Source organism: Mammaliicoccus sp. L-M44 (assembly GCF_022386355.1).
Classification (GTDB): Bacteria; Bacillota; Bacilli; order Staphylococcales; family Staphylococcaceae; genus Mammaliicoccus; species Mammaliicoccus sciuri_A.
Window position 1 is genome coordinate 1 of the sequence record NZ_JAJNIU010000012.1, and the last position, 22,656, is coordinate 22,656.

General features: G+C 32.7%; 21 protein-coding genes. 19 read left to right on the forward strand and 2 right to left on the reverse strand.

What is annotated here, in order from left to right:
* A partial coding sequence (locus tag LQ611_RS08000; protein WP_239709516.1) for a transposase occupies nt 1-429 on the forward strand: 429 nt, incomplete at its 5' end.
* A gap of 433 nt (nt 430-862) precedes the next feature.
* On the opposite strand, the gene LQ611_RS08005 is transcribed toward LQ611_RS08000, so the two are convergent.
* On the reverse strand, nt 863-1,921 hold the full coding sequence (locus LQ611_RS08005; RefSeq protein ID WP_210141405.1) for an aminotransferase class IV: 1,059 nt from the start codon (nt 1,919-1,921) through the stop codon (nt 863-865).
* Between the two features lie 162 nt (nt 1,922-2,083).
* Here LQ611_RS08005 and LQ611_RS08010 point away from each other — a divergent pair, with 162 nt between their 5' ends.
* Complete coding sequence (locus tag LQ611_RS08010; protein ID WP_239709517.1) at nt 2,084-3,079, forward strand: YdcF family protein; 996 nt, start codon at nt 2,084-2,086, stop codon at nt 3,077-3,079.
* Nucleotides 3,080-3,125: 46 nt separating this feature from the next.
* Here LQ611_RS08010 and LQ611_RS08015 read toward each other — a convergent pair whose 3' ends face one another.
* Nucleotides 3,126-3,572, reverse strand: a complete 447-nt coding sequence (locus LQ611_RS08015; RefSeq protein ID WP_025904610.1) for an N-acetyltransferase — start codon at nt 3,570-3,572, stop codon at nt 3,126-3,128.
* A 134-nt stretch (nt 3,573-3,706) separates the two neighbouring features.
* Between LQ611_RS08015 and bshC the strand changes: the two genes are divergently transcribed.
* The 17 genes from bshC to ileS all read left to right on the forward strand — a co-directional run bounded on the left by bshC (nt 3,707) and on the right by ileS (nt 22,318).
* Nucleotides 3,707-5,323, forward strand: a complete 1,617-nt coding sequence (gene bshC / locus LQ611_RS08020; protein WP_210141406.1) for a bacillithiol biosynthesis cysteine-adding enzyme BshC — start codon at nt 3,707-3,709, stop codon at nt 5,321-5,323.
* Between the two features lie 145 nt (nt 5,324-5,468).
* Nucleotides 5,469-5,900 carry a division/cell wall cluster transcriptional repressor MraZ gene (gene mraZ, locus LQ611_RS08025; protein ID WP_025904608.1) on the forward strand — a complete coding sequence of 144 codons (432 nt, stop codon included), beginning with the start codon at nt 5,469-5,471 and terminating at the stop codon, nt 5,898-5,900.
* A gap of 11 nt (nt 5,901-5,911) precedes the next feature.
* Nucleotides 5,912-6,847 (forward strand): 16S rRNA (cytosine(1402)-N(4))-methyltransferase RsmH, encoded by a 936-nt coding sequence (gene rsmH, locus LQ611_RS08030; protein ID WP_210141407.1) that lies wholly within the window; start codon nt 5,912-5,914, stop codon nt 6,845-6,847.
* Between the two features lie 19 nt (nt 6,848-6,866).
* Nucleotides 6,867-7,247, forward strand: a complete 381-nt coding sequence (gene ftsL, locus LQ611_RS08035) for a cell division protein FtsL (RefSeq protein ID WP_210141408.1) — start codon at nt 6,867-6,869, stop codon at nt 7,245-7,247.
* Complete coding sequence (locus tag LQ611_RS08040; RefSeq protein WP_239709518.1) at nt 7,234-9,489, forward strand: penicillin-binding protein; 2,256 nt, start codon at nt 7,234-7,236, stop codon at nt 9,487-9,489. Before ftsL ends, LQ611_RS08040 begins: the two co-directional genes overlap by 14 nt.
* Before the next feature lie 44 nt (nt 9,490-9,533).
* Entirely contained in the window at nt 9,534-10,499 is a 966-nt protein-coding gene (mraY, locus tag LQ611_RS08045; RefSeq protein ID WP_025904604.1) for a phospho-N-acetylmuramoyl-pentapeptide-transferase, read from the forward strand.
* 1 nt (nt 10,500) lies between these two features.
* Nucleotides 10,501-11,850, forward strand: coding sequence for a UDP-N-acetylmuramoyl-L-alanine--D-glutamate ligase (gene murD / locus LQ611_RS08050; protein WP_107590900.1), 1,350 nt, complete (start codon nt 10,501-10,503; stop codon nt 11,848-11,850).
* A 26-nt stretch (nt 11,851-11,876) separates the two neighbouring features.
* On the forward strand, nt 11,877-12,821 hold the full coding sequence (locus LQ611_RS08055) for a cell division protein FtsQ/DivIB (protein WP_210141410.1): 945 nt from the start codon (nt 11,877-11,879) through the stop codon (nt 12,819-12,821).
* A 109-nt stretch (nt 12,822-12,930) separates the two neighbouring features.
* On the forward strand, nt 12,931-14,304 hold the full coding sequence (gene ftsA, locus LQ611_RS08060) for a cell division protein FtsA (protein ID WP_025904601.1): 1,374 nt from the start codon (nt 12,931-12,933) through the stop codon (nt 14,302-14,304).
* A gap of 28 nt (nt 14,305-14,332) precedes the next feature.
* Nucleotides 14,333-15,490 carry a cell division protein FtsZ gene (gene ftsZ, locus LQ611_RS08065; protein WP_037587538.1) on the forward strand — a complete coding sequence of 386 codons (1,158 nt, stop codon included), beginning with the start codon at nt 14,333-14,335 and terminating at the stop codon, nt 15,488-15,490.
* Nucleotides 15,491-15,549: 59 nt separating this feature from the next.
* Nucleotides 15,550-16,341 (forward strand): peptidoglycan editing factor PgeF, encoded by a 792-nt coding sequence (gene pgeF, locus LQ611_RS08070; protein ID WP_129407518.1) that lies wholly within the window; start codon nt 15,550-15,552, stop codon nt 16,339-16,341.
* An 8-nt stretch (nt 16,342-16,349) separates the two neighbouring features.
* Entirely contained in the window at nt 16,350-17,021 is a 672-nt protein-coding gene (locus tag LQ611_RS08075; protein ID WP_210141411.1) for a YggS family pyridoxal phosphate-dependent enzyme, read from the forward strand.
* Nucleotides 17,022-17,032: 11 nt separating this feature from the next.
* Entirely contained in the window at nt 17,033-17,608 is a 576-nt protein-coding gene (locus LQ611_RS08080; RefSeq protein WP_025904597.1) for a cell division protein SepF, read from the forward strand.
* A gap of 13 nt (nt 17,609-17,621) precedes the next feature.
* Complete coding sequence (locus LQ611_RS08085; protein WP_037587547.1) at nt 17,622-17,918, forward strand: YggT family protein; 297 nt, start codon at nt 17,622-17,624, stop codon at nt 17,916-17,918.
* A gap of 71 nt (nt 17,919-17,989) precedes the next feature.
* Nucleotides 17,990-18,763 (forward strand): YlmH family RNA-binding protein, encoded by a 774-nt coding sequence (locus LQ611_RS08090; RefSeq protein WP_037587549.1) that lies wholly within the window; start codon nt 17,990-17,992, stop codon nt 18,761-18,763.
* 18 nt (nt 18,764-18,781) lie between these two features.
* Complete coding sequence (locus LQ611_RS08095) at nt 18,782-19,366, forward strand: DivIVA domain-containing protein (protein WP_025904594.1); 585 nt, start codon at nt 18,782-18,784, stop codon at nt 19,364-19,366.
* 201 nt (nt 19,367-19,567) lie between these two features.
* Nucleotides 19,568-22,318, forward strand: coding sequence for an isoleucine--tRNA ligase (gene ileS, locus LQ611_RS08100; RefSeq protein ID WP_058612435.1), 2,751 nt, complete (start codon nt 19,568-19,570; stop codon nt 22,316-22,318).
* Nucleotides 22,319-22,656: the final 338 nt, after the last annotated feature.

Consider the following 22,656-nt stretch of genomic DNA (forward strand, 5'->3'; position numbering starts at 1 on the left):
GAGTTAGCTCAACAACTTGAATGTTTCGAAGTTATGCATTCAATTCCTGGTATAGGGAAGCTAACAGTAGCTATGATTATAGGAGAATTAGGAGATCTTACAAAATTCAAAACGAATAAACAATTAAACGCATATGTGGGTATCGATATCAAACGATATCAATCAGGCAAAACTCAATATAGAGATACAATTAATAGACGAGGGAATAAAAAAGCTAGACGATTATTGTTTTTAGTAGTGATGAATATTATTCGAGGACAGCGTAACTATAATAACCACATAGTTGATTATTATTATAAATTAAGAAAGCAGCCCAATGAGAAGTCTCATAAGACTGCCGTAGTCGCTTGTATAAACCGACTATTAAAAACACTACATTACTTAGTTAATGAATCTAAATTATACGATTATCAAATGTCCCCACATTAGTCTAAACGTACAATCAAATTTAGTTTAACACCTTATTCAAAAAAATTAAAATGGACGGTTTATTTGAATATGTTTTCTTAAATACAATCTGGCTTGACTAATCGTAGGAAATAGGAGCTCTGTATTTATTAAGACAGTCCAAACAAGCAACATAGCACCCCTGAACATTGCAAGACAGCCACGACTAGCAATATAGAGCCCCTGAATATTGCAAGTGGAGCATGACTAGCAACATTGGAGGCGTGAATATTGCAAGTGGGGCATGACTAGCAACATAGAGCCCCTGAATATTGCAAGACACCACAAACAAGCAACATAGAAGCACTGTATATTGCAAGACTACCCAAACAAGCAACATAGGTCCTCTCGTATACAACTATTTTTCCAAATAAAAAAGACTGGCAAATTTTTTGCGCCAGTCTTTTTACAAATATTACATTTCGATCGATTCTCGTTCTATTGTATAGTTCCATTGATGCATATCAGGAATCTTACGTTGCTGAATAAAGGTGTAAGTTGTATATAAATGTTGTGTAATTGGTCCGATTTTATTGTTATGAATTGTTAAAACATTGTCTTTATATTTGATTTCACTTACAAGGGTGATAGCATTCAAAGTACTCGTACTAAATACTTCTGTTAATAATCCATCTTTATATGATTGAAGGACTTCGTCAATACTAATTTGTCTTTCTTCTATTTGATAGCCTAATTCTTTTGCTAAATCAATAACTGATTGTCGCGTTACACCTGGTACTGTAATACCATCTAATGCTGGCGTAATCAGTGTATGATTGATAACAAAGAAAATATTCATATTATTTAATTCTTCTATATAAGTTCTCTCTGTACCGTCTAGCCAAAGTACACGATCGTATCCGAATTGAGCTGCTTTTGATTTTGCAGCGTATGAAGCGGCGTAGTTACCACCAAATTGTGTGAAACCAGCACCACCTGTAACAGATTTAACATATTCATCTTCTACATGTGCTTTTATAAGTTCTGGTGTTTGGCAATTCAGCGTTTTAGGTAGTGGAGATAAGAATGTAATGAGTTCATATGTATCAGATTTACTAACACCTAATTTATTCTCTGATGCAAACATGACTGTTCTAATGTTAACAGGTTGATGTGCATGTGAATCAAATAGTTGACGTTCTTGGTTAATAAGGTGTTGGATACCTAAAAGTAGTTCGCTTTTATTTATAGCTGGCATTTCGATTCGGTTCAATGATTGATTGAACTTTTCAAAGTGTTCGAAAGGTTTAAAGATATGAATATCGTCATTGATATGATAAGCGACCATATCTTCAAAAACAGTTTGACCATAATGAAGACATTGTGCACTTGGAGAAATGGTGATAGGTGCATAATCTTTAATGATAGGAGAAGACCATCCTTTTGATGCTTGATAAGACATAGTTAACATTTTGTTACCAAAGGTGGATCCACATTCGTCCTTTGATTGACTACTTGATGATTGATATTCCATATAAATTGCCTCCTATATTTAAGTGAGTAATGTGAAATAGTATATCAGCTATATTGACCTAATTCAATATTTATTTTGAAAATTCTGAAAATAATTTTATGTGTAACTTGTGGTTTATGATGATATACTTTGATTGTGAAAATAATAGGCTAGGAGGTGACGATGATGTTTGTTGCGTTAGTATTTTTAATTTTATTTATAATCAGTTATATAGTGGATTTTAGACAATATAAAAATATCTTCTTATTAGGATTGTTTATCATTAGTTTAATGAGTACGGTATTGATTGAAATCATTGTGCCAGCATTGGATTTAAATCTAAATATTAATTATATAATCATAGCGAATATTATTTACTGTTTAATTGTAATTGTGGTTATGCTCTTAGCTTTATTAAATACTAAAAAGCGAATAGCAAATGAAGGTAAAATTGTAACAAACATGATTGTCATTGGTTACGGTTCTTTCATCTTAATTAACTTTTTAATCATTGTTTTTAAACCGTATCTGTTAGTAGAATTATGGAACGGATTGATATTAATTGCTATTTCAAGTTTGTTTTACTACTTAAATTTAATATTTATATTGCATAATTTATACGCTTGGATTGTGAGTGGTATTTCTAAAAGAAAGAAACAAGATTTTATTATCGTACTGGGTGCAGGTATTATAGGAGAAAAGGTAACACCACTTTTGAAAGCGAGATTAGATAAAGCGATTAAATTAAAACGAAAAAGTTTGGATACAAAAATGATTGTAAGTGGTGGTCAAGGTTCGGATGAAGCAATCAGTGAAGCTGAAGCGATGAGACGATATTTAGTGGAACAAGGCATACGTAATGAAGAAATTATAATGGAAGACAAATCAACTAATACAGAAGAGAATTTAGTGTTCTCTATGAAGATTATGGATACTTATAAACAACATGCACTTGCTACGATTGTTTCTAATCATTTTCATATTTTAAGAGCAGCATTTTTATCTAAGAAAGTTAAAATGAACGCAACTGTTACAGGTGGCTCATCGAAATCGTATTTCTATCCAAATGCATATATTAGAGAATATTTAGCAATCATTTATATGTTTAAAAAGACACATGCCCTGACGTTGATTATCTTAGTGGTAGCTGTTGCTGCTTACACATTGTGGGGCATATAAACAACAAAGTCCCGTAGAGCACTTACTCTACGGGACTTTTAGTATATTATTTATCTGGTGTCCATATAACAATATCTTCACCGGATTGATTTTGTTGCTCGATATCTTGGAAACCGTGATTAACGAAGAAATCTTTAGATTGATTACGTGCGATACATTTGATTGGTAAATCGAAGCTCTTAGCGTAATCTAATAACTGTTTGCCGTATCCTCTATCTTGATAATCTCTTAATACTTCTAGCTTCCATAAAATGAGATAATCATTAAATGCTGGGAAGTAAGTTTTTTCTACTTCATCTTGCTTAAATAAACACATTCTTGCTACTAACTTGTCGCCAACATAAATACCGTAAAATGGTGAATCTGAACTAGCATCGATCATTTTTCCTTTTAATTCTTCAACCATATATAAACCTTCGTTACCGAAGTTACGAAATTGTTCGAATGCTTCTTCAGTTTTGTAATTAATTTGTAAATGTTCTACTTTAGCCATGATAATCCCCCTTGTTCTTTCCTTAATTATACTTCATTTGAATAAAATTTTAAATTGTAAGCCGTTAGATTGTTTTATTTAACTACAATCTTTATACTATTGATAGTAATTAATTTCGAAGGAGAAAGACTCGTATGGACTGTAAGAAGACTGTAATTGATCAACAAAATAGTTTTATAGAGAGATATACAAATCATAATACTGAAATTATAAACTTTTATGGATATAAACCAGGGGACCAATCTGAATTTGAAAGACGCTCGAATTTATCAGCAAATGGTAGAGAAGAAGCACTTTCAAAAGTCATATACAATTATATGTCTCAATTGGATTTAACAGATAAACAACTTGAAAACATTGAAAATTTAAAACGTGGTCACAAAGTCATTATTGGTGGTCAACAAGCTGGACTCTTTACTGGTCCTTTATATACATTCCATAAAATCATTTCGATTATCGTTTTAGCTAACGAACAAAGTGAAATATTAGATACGCCAGTTATTCCTGTTTTTTGGATAGCTGGAGAAGATCATGATTTTGATGAAGTGAATCATACATATGCGTATGATCGTATTTCAAGACAGTTAAATAAAGTGAAATATAGTACGTTAGAACCACCAGAAAAGAGTGTTTCTCATTATCATTTTGATAAAGCACTGATTAAAGATGTTTTAAATGACATGTTCAGTGCTATTGGAGAAACTGTACACTCTAAAGATATTCAATCATTGATTCATAAAGCAATCGAGTCTTCTGAATCATGGAGTGAAATTTTTAAAGTCATCACACATGAAGTGTTTAAAGAATATGGTTTGTTATTAATTGATGCTAATGATCCAGAACTAAGATCTTTAGAAGTACCATTCTTCAAGGAAATCATTGAAAAACATGAAGAAGTAGATTCAGCATTTAGAAGTACACAAGACCAATTTGCTGAAGTTATTAAGAAACGCATGATTTTAACGGATGGTAATGTTCACTTATTCTATGAGCATGACGACAAAAGACAGCTCATTATGTACGAAGATGAAAAATTCTATTTAAATAAAGATACAGATGTAACCTTTACAAAAGAAGAATTGCTTAGTCTTGTAGAAGAACACCCAGAACGATTTTCAAATAATGTTGTAACAAGACCTTTAATGGAAGAATATTTATTTAATACATTAAGCTTCATTGGTGGGCCAAGTGAAATTATTTATTGGGGTGAATTGAAAGGTGTATTCAATTTATTTAATATTGAAATGCCTATTGTTACACCACGTATGCGTATTAGTTATTTAACGCAGGAAGCGAAAAAATGTATTGATAACTATAACTTAGATCTAGATACTGTACTAATAGATGGTATTCAAAACGATAAAGAGAAATTTATTAGAGCAAAAGCTTCTGATGAAGTCTTAAGAGAAATTGAAGAAATGAAAGAAAGCCAATCTCAATTTCATCAAAAACTGATTAAAGAAATTGGCAATGATTATCAAAACAGAAAATTAGTCGAAAAAAATAATCAAATCCATCAGCACCAATACCAATATCTAATAGATAGATATTTATTAAATGTTGAAAGAGAAAATGAAATCAGTATGAGACATTTCGAAATAGTGGAGCATACATTACATCCTCACCACGGATTACAAGAAAGAGTGTGGAATCCTATCCAAGTAATGAATCAATTTGGGATTACTATGTTCAGTCCCTCCACCTATCCACCACTTCGTTACACTTTTAAACATATAACGCTTGAACTATAGTCATAACAAGGATTAACACCCAATTTACGAAATTGTAAATTGGGTGTTTTTTTTACTATTTACACAAATTTTAAGAAATCTTGTATAAATAGTGGAGGATTGTGGGGGAATGTGGTAAATTATAAATAAGGTGAGGTGAGATAAAATGTTCATGGGTGAATACCAACATCAATTGGATACTAAAGGGCGTATGATTGTGCCTTCTAAATTCAGATATGATTTGAACGAACGTTTTATTATCACTAGAGGCCTAGATAAATGTTTGTTTGGCTACACACTTGAAGAGTGGGCGCGCATCGAAGAAAAACTCAAAACCTTACCTATTACAAAAAAAGATGCCCGTAAATTCATGAGAATGTTCTTCTCAGGTGCCATTGAAGTAGAACTAGACAAACAAGGACGTATTAACATCCCTCAAAATTTAAGAAGTTACGCTAATTTAAGTAAAGAATGTACTGTTATTGGTGTTTCTAACCGAATTGAAATATGGGATCGTTCTACGTGGAATGATTTTTATGATGAATCTGAAGACAATTTTGAGGACATTGCGGAAGATCTCATTGACTTTGATTTTTAGGAGTGAATTAAATGTTTCATCACGTATCCGTACTATTGAAAGAAACAGTAGATAAATTAGACATAAAACCAGATGGTACTTACGTTGATTGTACATTAGGTGGAGCTGGTCATAGTTTGTACCTAGTTGAACAATTGAATGACCAAGGCCGACTTATAGCAATCGATCAAGATGAAACAGCAATTGAACATGCTAAAGGAATCTTAAAGGACCATATGCATAAAGTGATTTTTGTACAAAGCAACTTTAGAAATTTAGAACATATATTAGAAGAACTACATATTAGTAAAGTAGATGGTGTACTTTATGACCTTGGTGTATCTAGTCCACAACTCGACACACCAGAACGAGGATTTAGTTACCATTATGATGCTAAGTTAGATATGAGAATGGATCAATCACAATCTTTATCAGCTTATGAAGTGGTAAATGAATGGTCATATGAACAACTTGTCAAAATCTTTTTTAGATATGGTGAAGAGAAATTTGCAAAACAAATAGCTAGAAAGATTGAAGCAAGAAGAGAACAAGCACCTATAGAAACGACTTTCGAACTAGTGGATTTAATAAAAGAAGGTATTCCAGCAGCTAAGCGTAGAAAGGGTGGACACCCTGCTAAACGTGTCTTCCAAGCAATTAGAATAGCAGTTAATGATGAATTAGGTGCGTTTGAAACATCTATTGAAGCGGCAATACAACACGTTAAAGTTGGCGGAAGAATTTCAGTTATTACATTCCATTCTTTAGAAGATCGTTTGTGTAAACAAGTCTTTCAAGAATATGAAAAAGGCCCAGATGTACCAAGGGGATTGCCGGTTATACCGGAAGCGTACAAGCCGAAACTAAAAAGAGTAAACAAAAAACCAATTATTTCTGATGAACAAGAACTTGAGCATAACAATAGAGCGAGAAGTGCAAAGTTAAGAGTTGCGGAAATTTTGAAGTAAACAGAGGAGTGGCAATTGAATGGCAGTAGAAAGAGTATATCCGAATTATAGACCTGATGAGTGGCAAGAGCCACAACTCGAACCACAGAAGAAAAAAGTAAAAAAGGCCAAGGTAGTAGGAATATCGAGGATCGAAAAAGTCGTATACATATCATTAATAACTTTGATTGCGTTGATAAGTATTTATATGCTATCTTTAAAAATGGATGCGTATAATAATAAGACACAAATCGCAGAATTAGACAGTAAAATTGAACAACAACAAACAACAAACAGTGATTTGAAGACGGAATCAATGAAACAATCGTCATACGAACGCATCTACGAAAAAGCTGAAGACTACGGTCTAAAGTTGAATAATGACAATGTAAAGGTAGTGCGTAGTGATGCCCAAAATTAAAATAAAGAAAAATAAAATAGGAGCAGTCCTCTTAGTAAGTTTTTTCGGACTGCTCTTTTTTATATTGGCCGTAAGATATTCGTATTTAATGATCAGTGGTCACTCAGCTGGTGAAGATTTAGCGTACAGGGCAAGTGAGAAATATTTAAGACAAACAGTCGCAGAACCTGAACGTGGGAAAATTTATGATCGTAATGGTAAAGTGCTTGCTGAAGATACGGACAGTTATAAATTAGTGGCAATATTAGATAAAAAAATGAGCGAAGGTAGCGATAAGCCTCGACACGTAAAAGATAAGAAGAAAACAGCTAAAGCATTAGCTAAAATTCTTGATATGGATGAAGATGATATTTTAGATAAACTTAAAACTAAAAACGCCTTTCAAGTGGAGTTTGGTCAAAAAGGTAAAGATTTAACTTATAAACAAAAAACTCAAATTGAAAAGCTTAAATTACCAGGATTGACGTTTGAAACGGAGAAAAAAAGATTTTATCCTAATGGTAATTTCGCATCTCATCTTATCGGTTTAGCAGATAAAGACCCAGATACAAATAAATTAAAAGGTGTATCAGGTGCTGAAAAAGTATTTGATAGCTATTTAAAAGGAAAAACGGGTAAAAACTCTTATAAACAAGATATTTGGGGTATGCTCGTGCCGAACAGTGAAGATAGTATTAAAGCGCAAAATGGTGATGATGTACATCTTACACTAGACTCCAATATTCAAGTCTTTGTTGAAAATGCACTCGACGAAATGGTAGATCGCTATAAACCTAAAGATTTATTTGCGGTTGTCATGGATGCAAAAACTGGTGAAATTCTAGGTTACAGTCAGAGACCTACGTTTAATCCTGATACGAAAAAAGACTTCGGGAAAAAATGGGCGAATGATTTATATCAAAATACTTACGAACCAGGTTCAACATTCAAAACATATGGTCTAGCTGCAGCAATTGAAGAAGGTAAATTTGAACCAAACAAGAAATTTAAATCAGGTCATAGAGAAATAGATGGATTTAAAATTTATGATTGGAACGATGATGGTTGGGGAAATATTCCTATGACAACTGGATTTACATATTCAGCGAATACATTAATGATGAAACTCCAAGACTTAGTCGGTGCTGATAAAGCAAAAGCATATTATGAGAAATTTGGTTTCGGTAAAAAAACAGGTGGCTTATTTGATAGTGAAGCGCCAGGGAATATTGCATTTGATAACGAACTTCAAAGAAAGACATCTTCATTTGGTCAGTCTACTACTGTAACGCCAATCCAAATGTTGCAAGCTGAAACAGCTATTATAAATCAAGGTAATATGCTTGAACCTTATTATGTAAAATCGATTCAAAACAAAGAAAGTAACGAAACGATTAAAAAAGGCGAGAAAAAAGTAGTTGGTAATCCAATATCTAAAGATACAGCCAAGAAGACAATGACAGAATTAGATAAAGTAGTAAATAGTAAAGAAAGTCATGCTACAAACTACAAAATAGATGGTTACCGTGTTGCAGGTAAAACTGGTACAGCTCAAGTGCCAGATACTAAAAACGGTGGTTATGTTGATGGTGCAAATCCTTATTTCGTAAGCTTTATGGGCTATGCGCCTGCAAAAGATCCTGAAGTCGTAGTTTATGCTGGTATGTCACTTGCACAAAAACGTGACTTAGAGGCGTATGAGTATGGTGTATCAAGAGGTTTCAATCCAATTATGGAAAATACATTGAAATATTTAGATGTAGAAGAAACTGAAGGCAAAGCTAAAACGAATGCTTCAGATGTACCAGATGTTGTTAATATGAATACGCAAAAAGCAACTGATGCAATAAAAGGTAAAAAACTTGAGCCAATTGTAATTGGTAAAGGTGATAAAATTAAGAAACAAATACCGCTTAAAGGTAAAAATGTCCAAGATAAAGAAAGAATTTTACTCGTTACAGACGGTGAAATGACGATGCCTGATACTGAAAACTGGACTAAACGAGACTTATTGAAATTACAAGAAGCGACAGGTATTGAAGTAGAATCAGAAGGTTCTGGTTATGTTTCTGAGCAATCTGTCAGTCAGAACCAAACAATTAAATCTGGCACTAAAGTTAAGTTTACACTTTCTAACAATCATCCGAATGGTGATGATTCAATAGGACAAGTTCCAGATGATGAAGAAACATCTAAAGATGAAAGCAAAAGTAAAGATGATAAAAAAGATAGTAAAGAAGAAAAAGCATCTAGTGAATCATAAATCACAGGATGATAGATAATATACAAAAGAAAAGGTGAACAATTATGAATTTTACGCTACCTGTCATTGCGTTTTTATTGACTTTGATACTTGTACCCGTTTTAATTCCAACACTTAAAAAATTAAAATTTGGGCAAAGTATTCGAGAAGAAGGACCTAAGAGTCATATGAAGAAAACAGGAACACCAACTATGGGTGGATTAACGTTCTTATTATCAACAATCGTTGTAACAATCATTGCGTTATTCTATGTTGAGCAAGTAGGTCCGCTCATTCTGTTATTATTTGTAACATTAGGTTTTGGACTTATTGGTTTTATAGACGATTATATTATTGTCGTTAAGAAAAATAACCAAGGTTTAACAAGTAAACAGAAATTCTTAGCTCAAATTGCGATAGCCGTTGTATTCTATATCGTAAGTGTTATATTACCAAACTATGAATTTGAAACAGCCATCAACATTCCGTTTACAGATTGGTCATTACCGTTGTCTGTTTTCTACATTATATTCATAGTATTTTGGCAAGTTGGATTCAGTAATGCTGTGAACTTAACAGATGGATTAGATGGTCTTTCAACTGGTTTATCCATCATTGCATTTGGTTTTTACGCGGCACTATCATTTATTCTTGATAAGCCAGAAATAGGGTTATTCTGTTTAGTGATGCTTGCAAGTTTATTTGGATTTTTAATTTACAACAAGTACCCAGCAAAAGTGTTCATGGGAGATACTGGAAGCTTAGCGCTTGGTGGTATTTTCGCAACGATTTCAATCATGCTTAACCAAGAAATAACATTATTATTAATCGGTTTAGTATTTGTAATTGAAACATTATCAGTTATGTTACAAGTAACGTCATTCAAGCTTACAGGAAAAAGAATATTTAAAATGAGCCCATTGCATCACCATTTCGAATTAGTTGGTTGGAGTGAATGGAAAATAGTATTAGTATTCTGGGCTACAGGTATCGTTACTGGTGCAATTGGTTTATGGATAGGGGTAATGTAATATGAAAGCATATGATGCATTAAAAGAGAAACCTGTTCTTATTTTAGGTTTAGCAAAAAGTGGATATGAAAGTGCAAAGTTATGCCATAAATTAGGTGCTGAAGTAACAGTTAATGACGGTAAAGATTTATCATCTGATCCGCATGCACTTGAACTAGAGCAACAAGGGATACGTGTGATCAGTGGTGAACATCCATTGTCACTACTCGATAATAAACCGTTAATCGTAAAAAACCCTGGTATACCTTACAATATTCCACTATTGCAAGAAGCGATGAATCAAGGGTTGGATATCATTACAGAAGTTGAATTGAGTTATTACATTTCAGAAGCACCAATTATTGGTATTACCGGTACAAATGGTAAAACTACGGTGACTTCATTAATAGGTGATATGTTTGGTAATAGTAAAGTAAATGGTCAAGTTTCCGGTAATATTGGTGTAGTTGCATCAAAAGTTGCACAAGATGTTACGAAAGACGATTATCTTATTACTGAACTTTCTTCATTCCAACTTTTAGGAACAATCCATTATCGTCCGCATATCGCGATTGTTACAAATATTTATTCTGCACATTTGGATTACCACGGTAGTTTAGAAGAATACCAGAATGCTAAGAAAAATATTTTTAAGAATCAAACCGAAGACGATTATTTAATTTTTAACTATGAGCAAAGACATTTAATTGATACAGATGATATTAAATCTAAAATATTATATTTCTCAACTAATCAAAAAGTGAATGGCATTTATATTGAAGATGATTATGTCGTATATAACGGCATAAGAATTATCAATACGCACGATATTGTATTACCTGGTAAACATAATTTAGAAAATGTACTTGTAGCTGTATTAGCTGCATTATTATCAGGTGTTGACGTGAAGTCAGTTGTACATACTTTAACAACATTCTCAGGTATTAAACATAGACTTCAATATGTTGGGAATAATAGAGGTAATAAGTATTACAATGATTCTAAAGCGACGAATACTTTAGCGACACGATTTGCTTTAAGTTCATTTAATTCTCCAATCATTTGGTTATGTGGTGGATTAGATAGAGGGAATGACTTTGATGATTTAATACCATATATGGATAATGTCCGTTTGATGGTTACATTTGGCGAAACAAAAGATAAATTAAAAACGTTAGGTGCGAGTCAAGGTAAAGAGGTCTTGCAAGCAAATGACGTTAAAGATGCCGTCAATTTGATTCAAGATTATATACAATCTAATGATGTTGTCTTACTATCACCAGCGTGTGCGAGCTGGGATCAATATGATACATTTGAAGCGCGTGGCGACGAATTTATTGAAAGTTTCCAAAAACATTTACCAACATTTTAGAAATTGTGAAAAAAGGAGTGACAACCGTGAATAAAAGTTCTGATAACAATGATGATATATTGCAATTTGAAACGACTACGGAAGATGAACGATTAGAAATTTTAAAAAAGAAAAGAAAACGTAGACGTCAAATTCAATTAGGTGTATTCATAGGTGTTATACTCCTTGTTATCTTGATTTTACTGTACATGTTTACAGACATCAGTAAAGTTGATCAAGTGGACATTAAAGGTGAAGAAATCGTATCTAAAAACGATATTGAAAAAGCTTTAGACATTAAAAAAGATTCTCGAATATACAATATTCCAGTAGGAGATATGAAATCGAAAATCGAAAAAATTGAAGGCGTTAAAAGTGTTGAAATTAAACGTCATTTCCCAAATGATTTAACGGTAAATGTAAATGAATATGAAACAATTGGCTTAGTTAAAGAGAAAAAACGTTACGTGCCGTTATTAGAAAATGGAAAAACAATTAAAAACTTATCAACAGATTTACCAATTGATGTTCCGATTTTGAATGATTTTAGTTCTAAAAAGTTAATTAAAATGATTCCTGAATTGAAGAAGGTTAAACCTAAAGTTAAAGCGATGATATCGGAAATTAATTATAAACCTGGTGAGAACAATCAGAATAGAATCCAACTATTTATGACAGATAATGTAGAAGTTGTTGGAGATATTCAAACTTTTGCGAATAAAATCAACTATTATCCGAGTATTTCTGATAAATTAGAGAGAGACAATTCTGGAGCACTTAAAACACCTGGATTTTTAGATTTACAAGTTGGTGTGACATTCTTACCTTATGAAACGGAAGAACAGCAAAAAGAGCGTTCAGAAAAAGAATCAAAACAAGATGAAAGTAATAAAACAGAACAGAAAAAATTAGACCAAGCATTACAAGATTTATCTAAAGAATTGGATAAATCTGGAGAAGAACCAAAATCAACTGAGAAATCAGAAGAATAAGTAAAAAAATCAATAAATAAACCTATAATTAGTTCACATTAAATCAAGTATCATGTAAACTAATAATAGTTTAAATTTGATTATCATGTGTTAGAGGAGGTGCCTATCGATGGAGGAACATTATTATATTAGTTTAGATATAGGTTCATCGAGTGTAAAAGTAATAGTAGGAGAAAAATTTCATAATGGCATTAACGTGATAGGTACAGGGCAAACTTATACGAATGGTATAAGAAATGGTTGTATAGATGATTTTGATATCGCTAAACAAGCAATTAAAGATACAATCAAAAAAGCAGCAATTGCTTCTGGAATAGATATTAAAGAAGTATTTTTAAAAATGCCTATCGTGAATACAGAGATTTACGACGAAAAATTTGAAATACCTTTTGATGGTACAGAAACTGAAATAAATGGCAGTCATATAGAATCAGTATTAGAGGGCATTAGAGAATTGAATGATGTACCTGAAACTGAAGTCATTGGTGTATTCCCAATGAAATTTATTGTAGATGACTTACATGAAGTTTCTGATCCTAAAGAGATGGTTGCAACGCAATCATTAAAAGTAGAAGCAGGCGTTATCGCAACATCAAAATCATTATTAATCAACATTATTAAATGTGTTGAATCTTGTGGAGTAGATGTATTAGAAGTATTTTCTGATGCTTATAACTATCAATCTATATTATCTCCAACAGAAGTTGAACTTGGTGCTTGCGTCATTGATATTGGTGAAGATTTAACGCAAGTAGGTTTTTATGAAAGAGGCAATTTAGTTGATGCTGATACGATTGAAATGGCAGGTAGAAGCATAACAACAGATATTGCGAAATCATTAAATACTACATATGACAATGCCGAGAAGATTAAACAACAATATGGACATGCATTCTACGACTCTGCATCAGATCAAGATGTCTTTAGTGTTGAACAAATTAACGAAGATGGTCACGCACAATTCACTCAAAAAGAATTAAGTGAAATTATTGAATCAAGAGTAGAAGAAATTTTCTTTGAAATATTTGATTTATTACAAGATATGGGTATTACAAATGTTAACGGTGGATTCATCGTAACAGGTGGTACTTCAAACCTACTTGGTATTAAAGAATTATTACAAGATATGGTTAATGAAAAAGTACGTGTACATACACCATCTCAAATGGGTATACGTAAACCTGAGTTTACTTCTAGTATATCTACTATATCTAGTGGAATTAACTTTGATGAGCTACTAGATTATGTTACAATGAATAATTATGACGTTGATAATGTCGAAGAAGAAACATACGAAGAAGAAACTCAAGAAACTAAAGCTAAACCGTATGAACAATGGTTTAAAAAGAAATCAAACAAAAACAATGACGCAAAAGCTTCAAATTCTGATCATGACAGAGTCTCCGAAACAGAATATGATTCGGAAAGTCAAGAAGAGAAGCCAAGTGTATTAAAAAAATTAATGAAATCGTTATTTGATTGATGGGTCATAAAGATTAGGAGGATAATAAATGTTAGAATTTGAGCAAGGGTTTAATCATTTAGCTACTTTAAAAGTAATTGGTGTTGGTGGTGGCGGTAATAACGCTGTTAACCGTATGATAGATCATGGAATGAACAATGTAGAATTTATTTCTATTAATACAGATGGTCAAGCTTTAAACTTATCTAAAGCTTCATCTAAAATTCAAATTGGTGAAAAATTAACACGTGGATTAGGTGCAGGTGCAAACCCAGAAATCGGTAAAAAAGCTGCTGAAGAATCACGTGAACAAATAGAAGATGCTATTCAAGGCGCTGACATGGTATTCGTTACTGCTGGTATGGGTGGCGGAACTGGTACAGGTGCTGCACCAGTTGTTGCTAAAATCGCAAAAGAGATGGGTGCATTAACTGTTGGTGTTGTTACACGTCCATTTAGCTTTGAAGGACGTAAACGTCAAACTCAAGCTGCTGCTGGTGTAGAATCTATGAAAGCTGCAGTAGATACATTAATCGTTATTCCTAATGATCGTCTTTTAGATATCGTTGATAAATCAACACCTATGATGGAAGCATTCAAAGAAGCAGATAACGTATTACGTCAAGGTGTACAAGGTATCTCTGACTTAATCGCTGTTTCTGGTGAAGTTAACTTAGACTTTGCTGACGTTAAGACTATTATGTCTAACCAAGGTTCAGCATTAATGGGTATCGGTGTATCTTCTGGTGAAAATAGAGCAATCGAAGCTGCTAAAAAAGCCATTTCTTCACCATTATTAGAAACTTCAATCGTAGGCGCACAAGGTGTCTTAATGAACATTACAGGTGGAGAGTCACTTTCACTATTTGAAGCTCAAGAAGCGGCAGATATTGTTCAAGATGCAGCAGACGAAGATGTTAATATGATCTTTGGTACAGTTATTAACCCAGAATTACAAGACGAATTAGTCGTTACAGTAATTGCAACTGGATTTAATGACAAACCTTCTAATGCTCGTAAACCACAAGGTGGCGGAGCATTTGGTGGAACTACAGAAGAACCTGCTTCTAAAAGAGAAGAAGGAGAATCACTAGGTAGAAAAGCTTCATTTGAAAATAAATCAGCAAATGAATCAACTGATGATAGTGATATTCCAAGTTTCATTCGAAATAGAGAAGATAGACGTTCTAGACGCTCTAGACGATAAATGAACTTAAAAAGTCATCAGGCTAAGTCCTGATGACTTTTTTTGTTAGGAGAGATGAAATGAAAGAGATTTTTAATCAACATAATCATTATTTATCATATGAAGCCGATGACAGAAATGATTTAACGATAGGTATTACAACTCGTCAAGGTGGTTATAGCCCGTATCCAGAGAATGCTTTTAATATGGCGCGATACATCAATGACGATCCTGATAATATTTCTAAGCATCAGCAAATATTAGCCAATGAAATTAACTTCAGTTGTGCTAATTGGGTATTTCCAATTCAAACACATGAGAACAAAGTTCGAGAAGTATCTTCAAAGGATAAAGGTACAAATATCAATGCATTAACTGAGGAACTTCATGGGATAGATGGACTTTACACTTATGAGTCTGACCTATTATTAACGATGTGCTTTGCAGATTGTGTACCAATCTATTTATATGATACGCAAAATGGTTATATTGGTCTTTGTCATGCCGGATGGAGAGGTACGCATACCCAAATTATTAAAGAGATGATTGAACAATATAACGGCGACGTTTCTAATTTGAGAGTTGTTATAGGACCATCCACATCTGACAGTTACGAAATTAACGAAGACATTTATCAAAAGTTCAAAACATTACCGATAGAATCTGAAGCGTACATTGTACAAAGAGGACAAGATAGATACGGCATAGATTTAAAACAAGCAAATGCACTACTTGCCATACATTATGGTGTTAATCCTGAACATATCGTCAAGACGAATCATTGTACGGCTAGTGAAACAGATTTATTCTTCTCATTTAGAGTAGAAAAAGGGCAAACTGGTAGAATGCTTGCATTTATAGGTAGAAAGTAGGTATAGATTTGAAATCAGTAAAAGAAAATTTAGTAGAAATCAATTCACAAATTTGTAACAGTAGCGAAGAATCAGAATTTAATACGGCGCCTCAAGTGATTGTTGTGACAAAATATGTTACAATAGACCGAGCTAAAGAAGCTTATGAAGCAGGCTTGAAAAACTTTGGAGAAAATCGTATTGAAGGATTTTTGGAAAAGAAAAAGCATCTTCCAGATGATGCTATCATGCATTTTATTGGATCATTACAAACAAGAAAAGTAAAAGACATCATTAATGAAATTGATTATTTACATGCATTAGATAGATTAAAATTAGCTAAAGAAATTGAAAAACGTGCTGAACATGTTGTAAAATGCTTTGTTCAAGTGAATGTTTCGGGAGAAGAATCAAAACATGGCATGTCGCCAGATGATGTTATCCCATTTATTCAAGAGCTTAAGGATTTTAAACATATTGAAATAGTTGGTTTAATGACTATGGCACCATTAACAGAAGACAAAATAAAATTAAGACAATATTTTAACCAACTAAGATTATTGAAAGAGAAAGTACAATCCTTAAACTTTTCATATGCACCTTGCACTGAATTATCTATGGGCATGAGCAATGATTTCAATGAAGCAATATTAGAAGGTGCTTCTTATGTAAGAATTGGTACAAAATTAGTTGGCGAATAGGAGTGTAAATTATGGCAATTAAAGATGTATTTAAAGGCTTTTTCGTAGTCGATGAAGAAGAAGAAGTTTACGAAGAGCCACAAAGAGAACAAACAAAAGCACCACAACAAGAATCATCTATACAAGAACAAAAACCAAAACAACAATCTTTAAAAAGTGTACCAACACAAAAATCAAATACAACTAGATACCAATCACAACGTTCTCGTGATTTTAAAAAACCTGAAAGGAAAGAGGCCATGACTGAGAAACGTACAAATTCATCTCAAACGAATGTCGTTAGTATGAGCGGGAATATGGATTTTGCGCAAAGTTCAAAAATGTGCTTATTTGAACCAAGAGTATTTTCAGATACGCAAGATATCGCCGATGAACTTAAAAATAGACGTACAACATTAGTAAACTTACAACGCATTGACAAAGTATCAGCTAAAAGAATTATAGACTTCTTGAGTGGTACTGTTTATGCGATTGGTGGAGATATAAGACGTGTAGGAACAGACATTTTCTTATGTACACCTGATAATGTTGAAGTAGCAGGATCAATTACTGAGCAATTAGAACAAGTTGAACCTTATCAAGAATAGAGGAAATTAAGATATGGATAGTGGACTATTAAGTACGATATTAGGCTTTGTATTATTCGTCGTTAAAATTTATCAATATGGTATGATCGTTTATTTCCTTACATCATGGTTACCAGGCGTTAGGGAAGGCGCATTTGGACAATTTTTAGGGAAAATATATGAACCATTTTTAGAACCATTTAGAAAAATTATCCCACCATTAGGTATGTTAGACATATCTTCATTAGTGGCATTTATAACGTTAAGTTTATTCTATGTTGGTTTAGTTAATATATTTAATATGATTGTACCTGTAATGCCAATATTATAATTAAACGATAAATGACAGTAGGGTGAGACACAATGTCACATCCTATTTTTTATTGAATTAGAGGTGTCAAAATGGATATATATCAACACTTTAGAAAAGAAGAAAAAGAGATTATTGATTTATTTTTAAATAGGTGTGAAGTTGCTGAACGAAATTATCAACCTGTATTAACTGAGTTTCTGGACCCAAGAGAACAATTTATATTACAAACAATCGTGGGTGGCTTCGACGATTTAAATGTACATTACTTTGGTGGGAATGAAGAATCAGAAAGAAAACGTGCAATCGTCGCACCTGATTATTTTGAACCGACTGAAGCGGATTATGAGATGGTTCTTATTGAGCTTACTTATCCTTCAAAATTTGTTAAATTGACGCATCGTAATGTATTAGGTACGATCATGTCCCTTGGGATTGATAGAAATCAACTAGGGGATATTATTGTTAATGACCGTATACAGTTTGTTTTGACAAAGAGATTTGAATCGTACATTATGATGGAATTAACAAAGATTAAAGGTGCTGGAATCAAATTGAGTTCTATTCCATTCCAAAATATGATACAATCAAGTGAGAATTGGCAGACACATGACGCAACTGTAAGTGCATTAAGATTGGATGTAATCATTAAACACCTTACAAATACGAGTAGAACAATTAGTAAGAAATTGATTGAAAGTAAACGCGTTAAAGTCAATCATAGAGAAATCGAACAAGTAGACTTTATAGTCGAAGAAAATGATTTGATCTCTATTAAAGGATATGGACGTGCGAAGATCATTCAAAATAATGGAACTTCAAAAAAAGGCAAGATAAGAATAGCTTATCGAACATTGTTTAAATAGTGCTGAGGAGGAAAACTTATGGCATTTACCCCAGAGGAAATCAAACAAAAAGAATTTAGTAGAGTTCATAAAGGATTAGATGAAACTGAAGTACGTGGATATCTACAAACTTTAAGTGATGAAATTGAAAAATTAAAATCAGATAAAGCGCATTTACAAAGTATTATAGATGATAAAGAAGAGAATATTAGTCGATTCAAAGCAGTCGAAAATACAATTTCTGACGTATTATTACAAGCGCAAAAAACAAGTGAAGAAACGAAACATACTGCTGTTTTAAAAGCAGATGCTATTATTAAAGAAGCAGAAGGACGTTCTGATCAAATCGTAAATGATGCACTTCAAAAAGCGCGTCATATCAGTTTCCAAACTGAAGATATGAAACGTCAATCTAAAGTCTTTCGTTCACGTTTCCGCATGTTAGTTGAAGCGCAATTAGATTTATTGAAAAATGAAGATTGGGATTATTTACTGAACTATGATGTCGATCAACAAAAAGTTACTGAAGAAAATATTGACATTTTGAACAAAGAAGAAGAAAATAATCAAGAACAGATAAATAATCAAGCAGTTAAAAGTGAAGAGGACAAGTCTGAAGAATAAACGAATTGAGAAGCGAGTTAGGGATAGTGAGAGCCTAATAAATTCATTTCTTTAGGTATCACCTGTTTGCGAATATGATATATGTTTAATGAGTGAACTCTAAGTTGAGTTAATAAGGGTGGTACCGCGATGTATGTCGTCCCTATTATTTCAGCTTAGAGTTTTTTTATATTATTTTTATTAAGAAGGAGATTAAGACTTATGGATTACAAAGATACGTTACTTATGCCTAAAACAAGTTTTCCAATGAGAGGTGGTTTACCAAATAAAGAACCACAAATTCAAGAAGAGTGGAAAGAGAAAGATTTATACAATAAAATTTTAGAAAAAAATAAAGGTAATACACCATTTATTCTTCATGATGGTCCTCCATATGCAAATGGTAATTTACACATGGGTCATGCATTAAATAAAATTTTAAAAGATATCATCGTTAGACAAAAAGCAATGTCTGGCTATTATGCACCTTACGTGCCAGGTTGGGATACACATGGTTTACCAATCGAGCAAGCATTAACAAACAAAGGTGTTAAAAGAAAAGAAATGTCAGTTGCTGAATTCAGAGAAAAATGTAAAGAATTTGCATTAGAACAAATTGAATTACAAAAAGCTGATTTCAGACGTTTAGGTGTAAACGGTGATTGGGATAATCCATATATTACGTTAAAACCTGAGTTTGAAGCGGCACAAATTAGAGTATTCGGTGAAATGGCTGCTAAAGGTTTAATCTATAAAGGTAAAAAACCAGTTTACTGGTCTCCTTCAAGTGAATCTTCATTAGCTGAAGCTGAAATTGAATACCAAGATAAAAAATCACCTTCAATCTATGTAGCTTTTAATGTAGTAGATGGTAAAGGTGTAGTAGATGAAGATGCAGCATTTATTATTTGGACAACAACTCCATGGACAATTCCATCAAACTTAGCAATTGCTGTTAATCCTAAATTGAACTACGTACAAGTAAATGTAGAAGGCAAAAAATACGTTGTTGCCCAAGCACTTCTTGATTCAGTTTGTGAAGCATTAGACTGGAATAAAGAAACAATTACAATTGATAAAGAATTCAGTGGTGCTGAATTAGAATATGCAACAGCGCAACATCCATTTATCGATCGTACTTCATTATTAATTTTAGGTGACCACGTTACAACTGATGCAGGTACAGGTTGTGTTCATACAGCACCAGGTCACGGTGAAGATGACTATATCGTTGGTCAAAAATATGGTCTAGGTGTGCTTAGTCCAATTAATGATAAAGGTGTATTCACTGAAGAAGCTGGAGAATTTGAAGGTCTATTCTATGATAAAGCTAATAAAAATATCACTGAAAAATTAGACGAAGTTGGCGCATTATTAAAACTTACATTCTTCAAACACTCATATCCACATGACTGGAGAACTAAAAAACCAGTTATTTTCAGAGCTACTGAACAATGGTTCGCTTCAATCAGTAAAGTAAGACAAGATATTTTAGATGCAATTGATGATACGAAGTTTAAAATCGATTGGGGTAAAACACGTCTTTACAATATGATCAGAGATAGAGGAGAATGGGTTATCTCTCGTCAAAGAGTATGGGGTGTACCTCTACCAGTCTTCTACGCTGAAAATGGCGATATTATCATGACTGAAGAAACAATTAATCATGTTGCAAATCTATTCGAACAACACGGTTCAAATATTTGGTTTGAAAGAGAAGCGAAAGACTTATTACCAGAAGGCTTTACGCATGAAGGTAGCCCAAATGGTGAATTCACTAAAGAAACAGATATTATGGACGTATGGTTCGATTCAGGTTCAACTCATAGAGGTGTGTTAGAAACACGTCCAGAATTATCATACCCAGCTGATATTTACTTAGAAGGTAGTGACCAATACAGAGGTTGGTTTAACTCATCAATTACAACATCAGTAGCAACTAAAGGTATCTCACCATACAAAATGTTACTTTCTCACGGTTTCGTAATGGACGGAGAAGGTAAGAAAATGAGTAAATCATTAGGTAACGTTATCGTTCCTGATAAAATTGTTAAACAAATGGGTGCTGATATCGCAAGATTATGGGTAAGTAGTGTAGACTACTTAGCAGACGTACGTATCTCAAACGACATCTTAAAACAAACTTCTGATGTATATCGTAAAATTAGAAATACATTCCGTTTCTTATTAGGTAATGTGAATGATTTCAATCCAGCAACAGATAGTGTGAAATATGAAGATATGCTTGAAATCGATCAATATATGCACAATAGATTAAATCAATTTATTGGCCGTACATTATCTCACTATGAAGCATTCGACTATCTAGATATTTATCAAGATATTCAAAACTTCATTAACGTAGAATTAAGTAACTTCTACTTAGACTACGGTAAAGATATCCTTTATATCGAACAAGTAGATTCATTAAAACGTCGTAGTATGCAAACAGTACTTTATGAAACATTAGTTAAATTAACTAAAATTTTAGCACCAATTATTCCACATACAGCTGATGAAATTTGGGGACATATTCCACATGTTGAAGAAGAAAGTGTTCATTTAACAAATATGCCAAACCCACATGAAGTTGATACAGAATTAGTGGAAAAATGGTCTAAACTGATGAAATTAAGAGACGATGTTAACAGAGCATTAGAAGTTGCACGTAATGAAAAAGTAATCGGTAAATCATTAGAAGCACACATCACATTATCAAATTCAGAAGACTTTGATACAGTTGAATTCTTAAGTCAATTCCAAGACTTACAACAACTATTCATTGTATCTAAAGTAGATGTCGTTGATGAATTAACAGACGGTGAAGAATATGAATATGTGAAAGTTAAAGTGAAACACGCTGACGGAGAAAAATGTCAACGCTGTTGGAACTATTCAGACGAACTAGGCTCAGTAGGCGAATTAGATAACCTATGCCCACGCTGTCAAGCTGTTGTTAAAACTTTAGTATAAATTTAATAATCATAAAACGAACTCACGAGATAGAAATCTCGTGAGTTTTTTTGTGGGAAAAAGTATATCTAATAATTTTTCTATGAGGCATAATTTAATACAATAAATGTAAAAAAATATATTGAATGGTAAAAATTTACATTGTATAATATCCTTAATTAATCTGAGGTATAAATTTCTTCAATAAAGATAAAGTATAGGCGATAAAAATATAAACCGAAATATAAGAAAGTTATATGAAGGTTAAAATTTGAAAAGGAGTGATAATTTAATTTTAAGTAACTAGAGAATCATAATTGTGGATTACATCAACATTTTACGTTTAATTTATTAAATTA

Coding starts and splice junctions, on each gene's coding strand:
- ileS (WP_058612435.1), top strand. CDS start 19,568: ATGGATTACAAAGATACGTTACTTATGCCTAAAACAAGTTTTCCAATG.
- ftsZ (WP_037587538.1), top strand. CDS start 14,333: ATGTTAGAATTTGAGCAAGGGTTTAATCATTTAGCTACTTTAAAAGTA.
- pgeF (WP_129407518.1), top strand. CDS start 15,550: ATGAAAGAGATTTTTAATCAACATAATCATTATTTATCATATGAAGCC.
- rsmH (WP_210141407.1), top strand. CDS start 5,912: ATGTTTCATCACGTATCCGTACTATTGAAAGAAACAGTAGATAAATTA.
- LQ611_RS08040 (WP_239709518.1), top strand. CDS start 7,234: ATGCCCAAAATTAAAATAAAGAAAAATAAAATAGGAGCAGTCCTCTTA.
- murD (WP_107590900.1), top strand. CDS start 10,501: ATGAAAGCATATGATGCATTAAAAGAGAAACCTGTTCTTATTTTAGGT.
- bshC (WP_210141406.1), top strand. CDS start 3,707: ATGGACTGTAAGAAGACTGTAATTGATCAACAAAATAGTTTTATAGAG.
- LQ611_RS08005 (WP_210141405.1), bottom strand. CDS start 1,921: ATGGAATATCAATCATCAAGTAGTCAATCAAAGGACGAATGTGGATCC.
- LQ611_RS08010 (WP_239709517.1), top strand. CDS start 2,084: ATGATGTTTGTTGCGTTAGTATTTTTAATTTTATTTATAATCAGTTAT.
- mraZ (WP_025904608.1), top strand. CDS start 5,469: ATGTTCATGGGTGAATACCAACATCAATTGGATACTAAAGGGCGTATG.
- LQ611_RS08015 (WP_025904610.1), bottom strand. CDS start 3,572: ATGGCTAAAGTAGAACATTTACAAATTAATTACAAAACTGAAGAAGCA.
- ftsL (WP_210141408.1), top strand. CDS start 6,867: ATGGCAGTAGAAAGAGTATATCCGAATTATAGACCTGATGAGTGGCAA.
- LQ611_RS08090 (WP_037587549.1), top strand. CDS start 17,990: ATGGATATATATCAACACTTTAGAAAAGAAGAAAAAGAGATTATTGAT.
- LQ611_RS08080 (WP_025904597.1), top strand. CDS start 17,033: ATGGCAATTAAAGATGTATTTAAAGGCTTTTTCGTAGTCGATGAAGAA.
- LQ611_RS08085 (WP_037587547.1), top strand. CDS start 17,622: ATGGATAGTGGACTATTAAGTACGATATTAGGCTTTGTATTATTCGTC.
- ftsA (WP_025904601.1), top strand. CDS start 12,931: ATGGAGGAACATTATTATATTAGTTTAGATATAGGTTCATCGAGTGTA.
- LQ611_RS08095 (WP_025904594.1), top strand. CDS start 18,782: ATGGCATTTACCCCAGAGGAAATCAAACAAAAAGAATTTAGTAGAGTT.
- mraY (WP_025904604.1), top strand. CDS start 9,534: ATGAATTTTACGCTACCTGTCATTGCGTTTTTATTGACTTTGATACTT.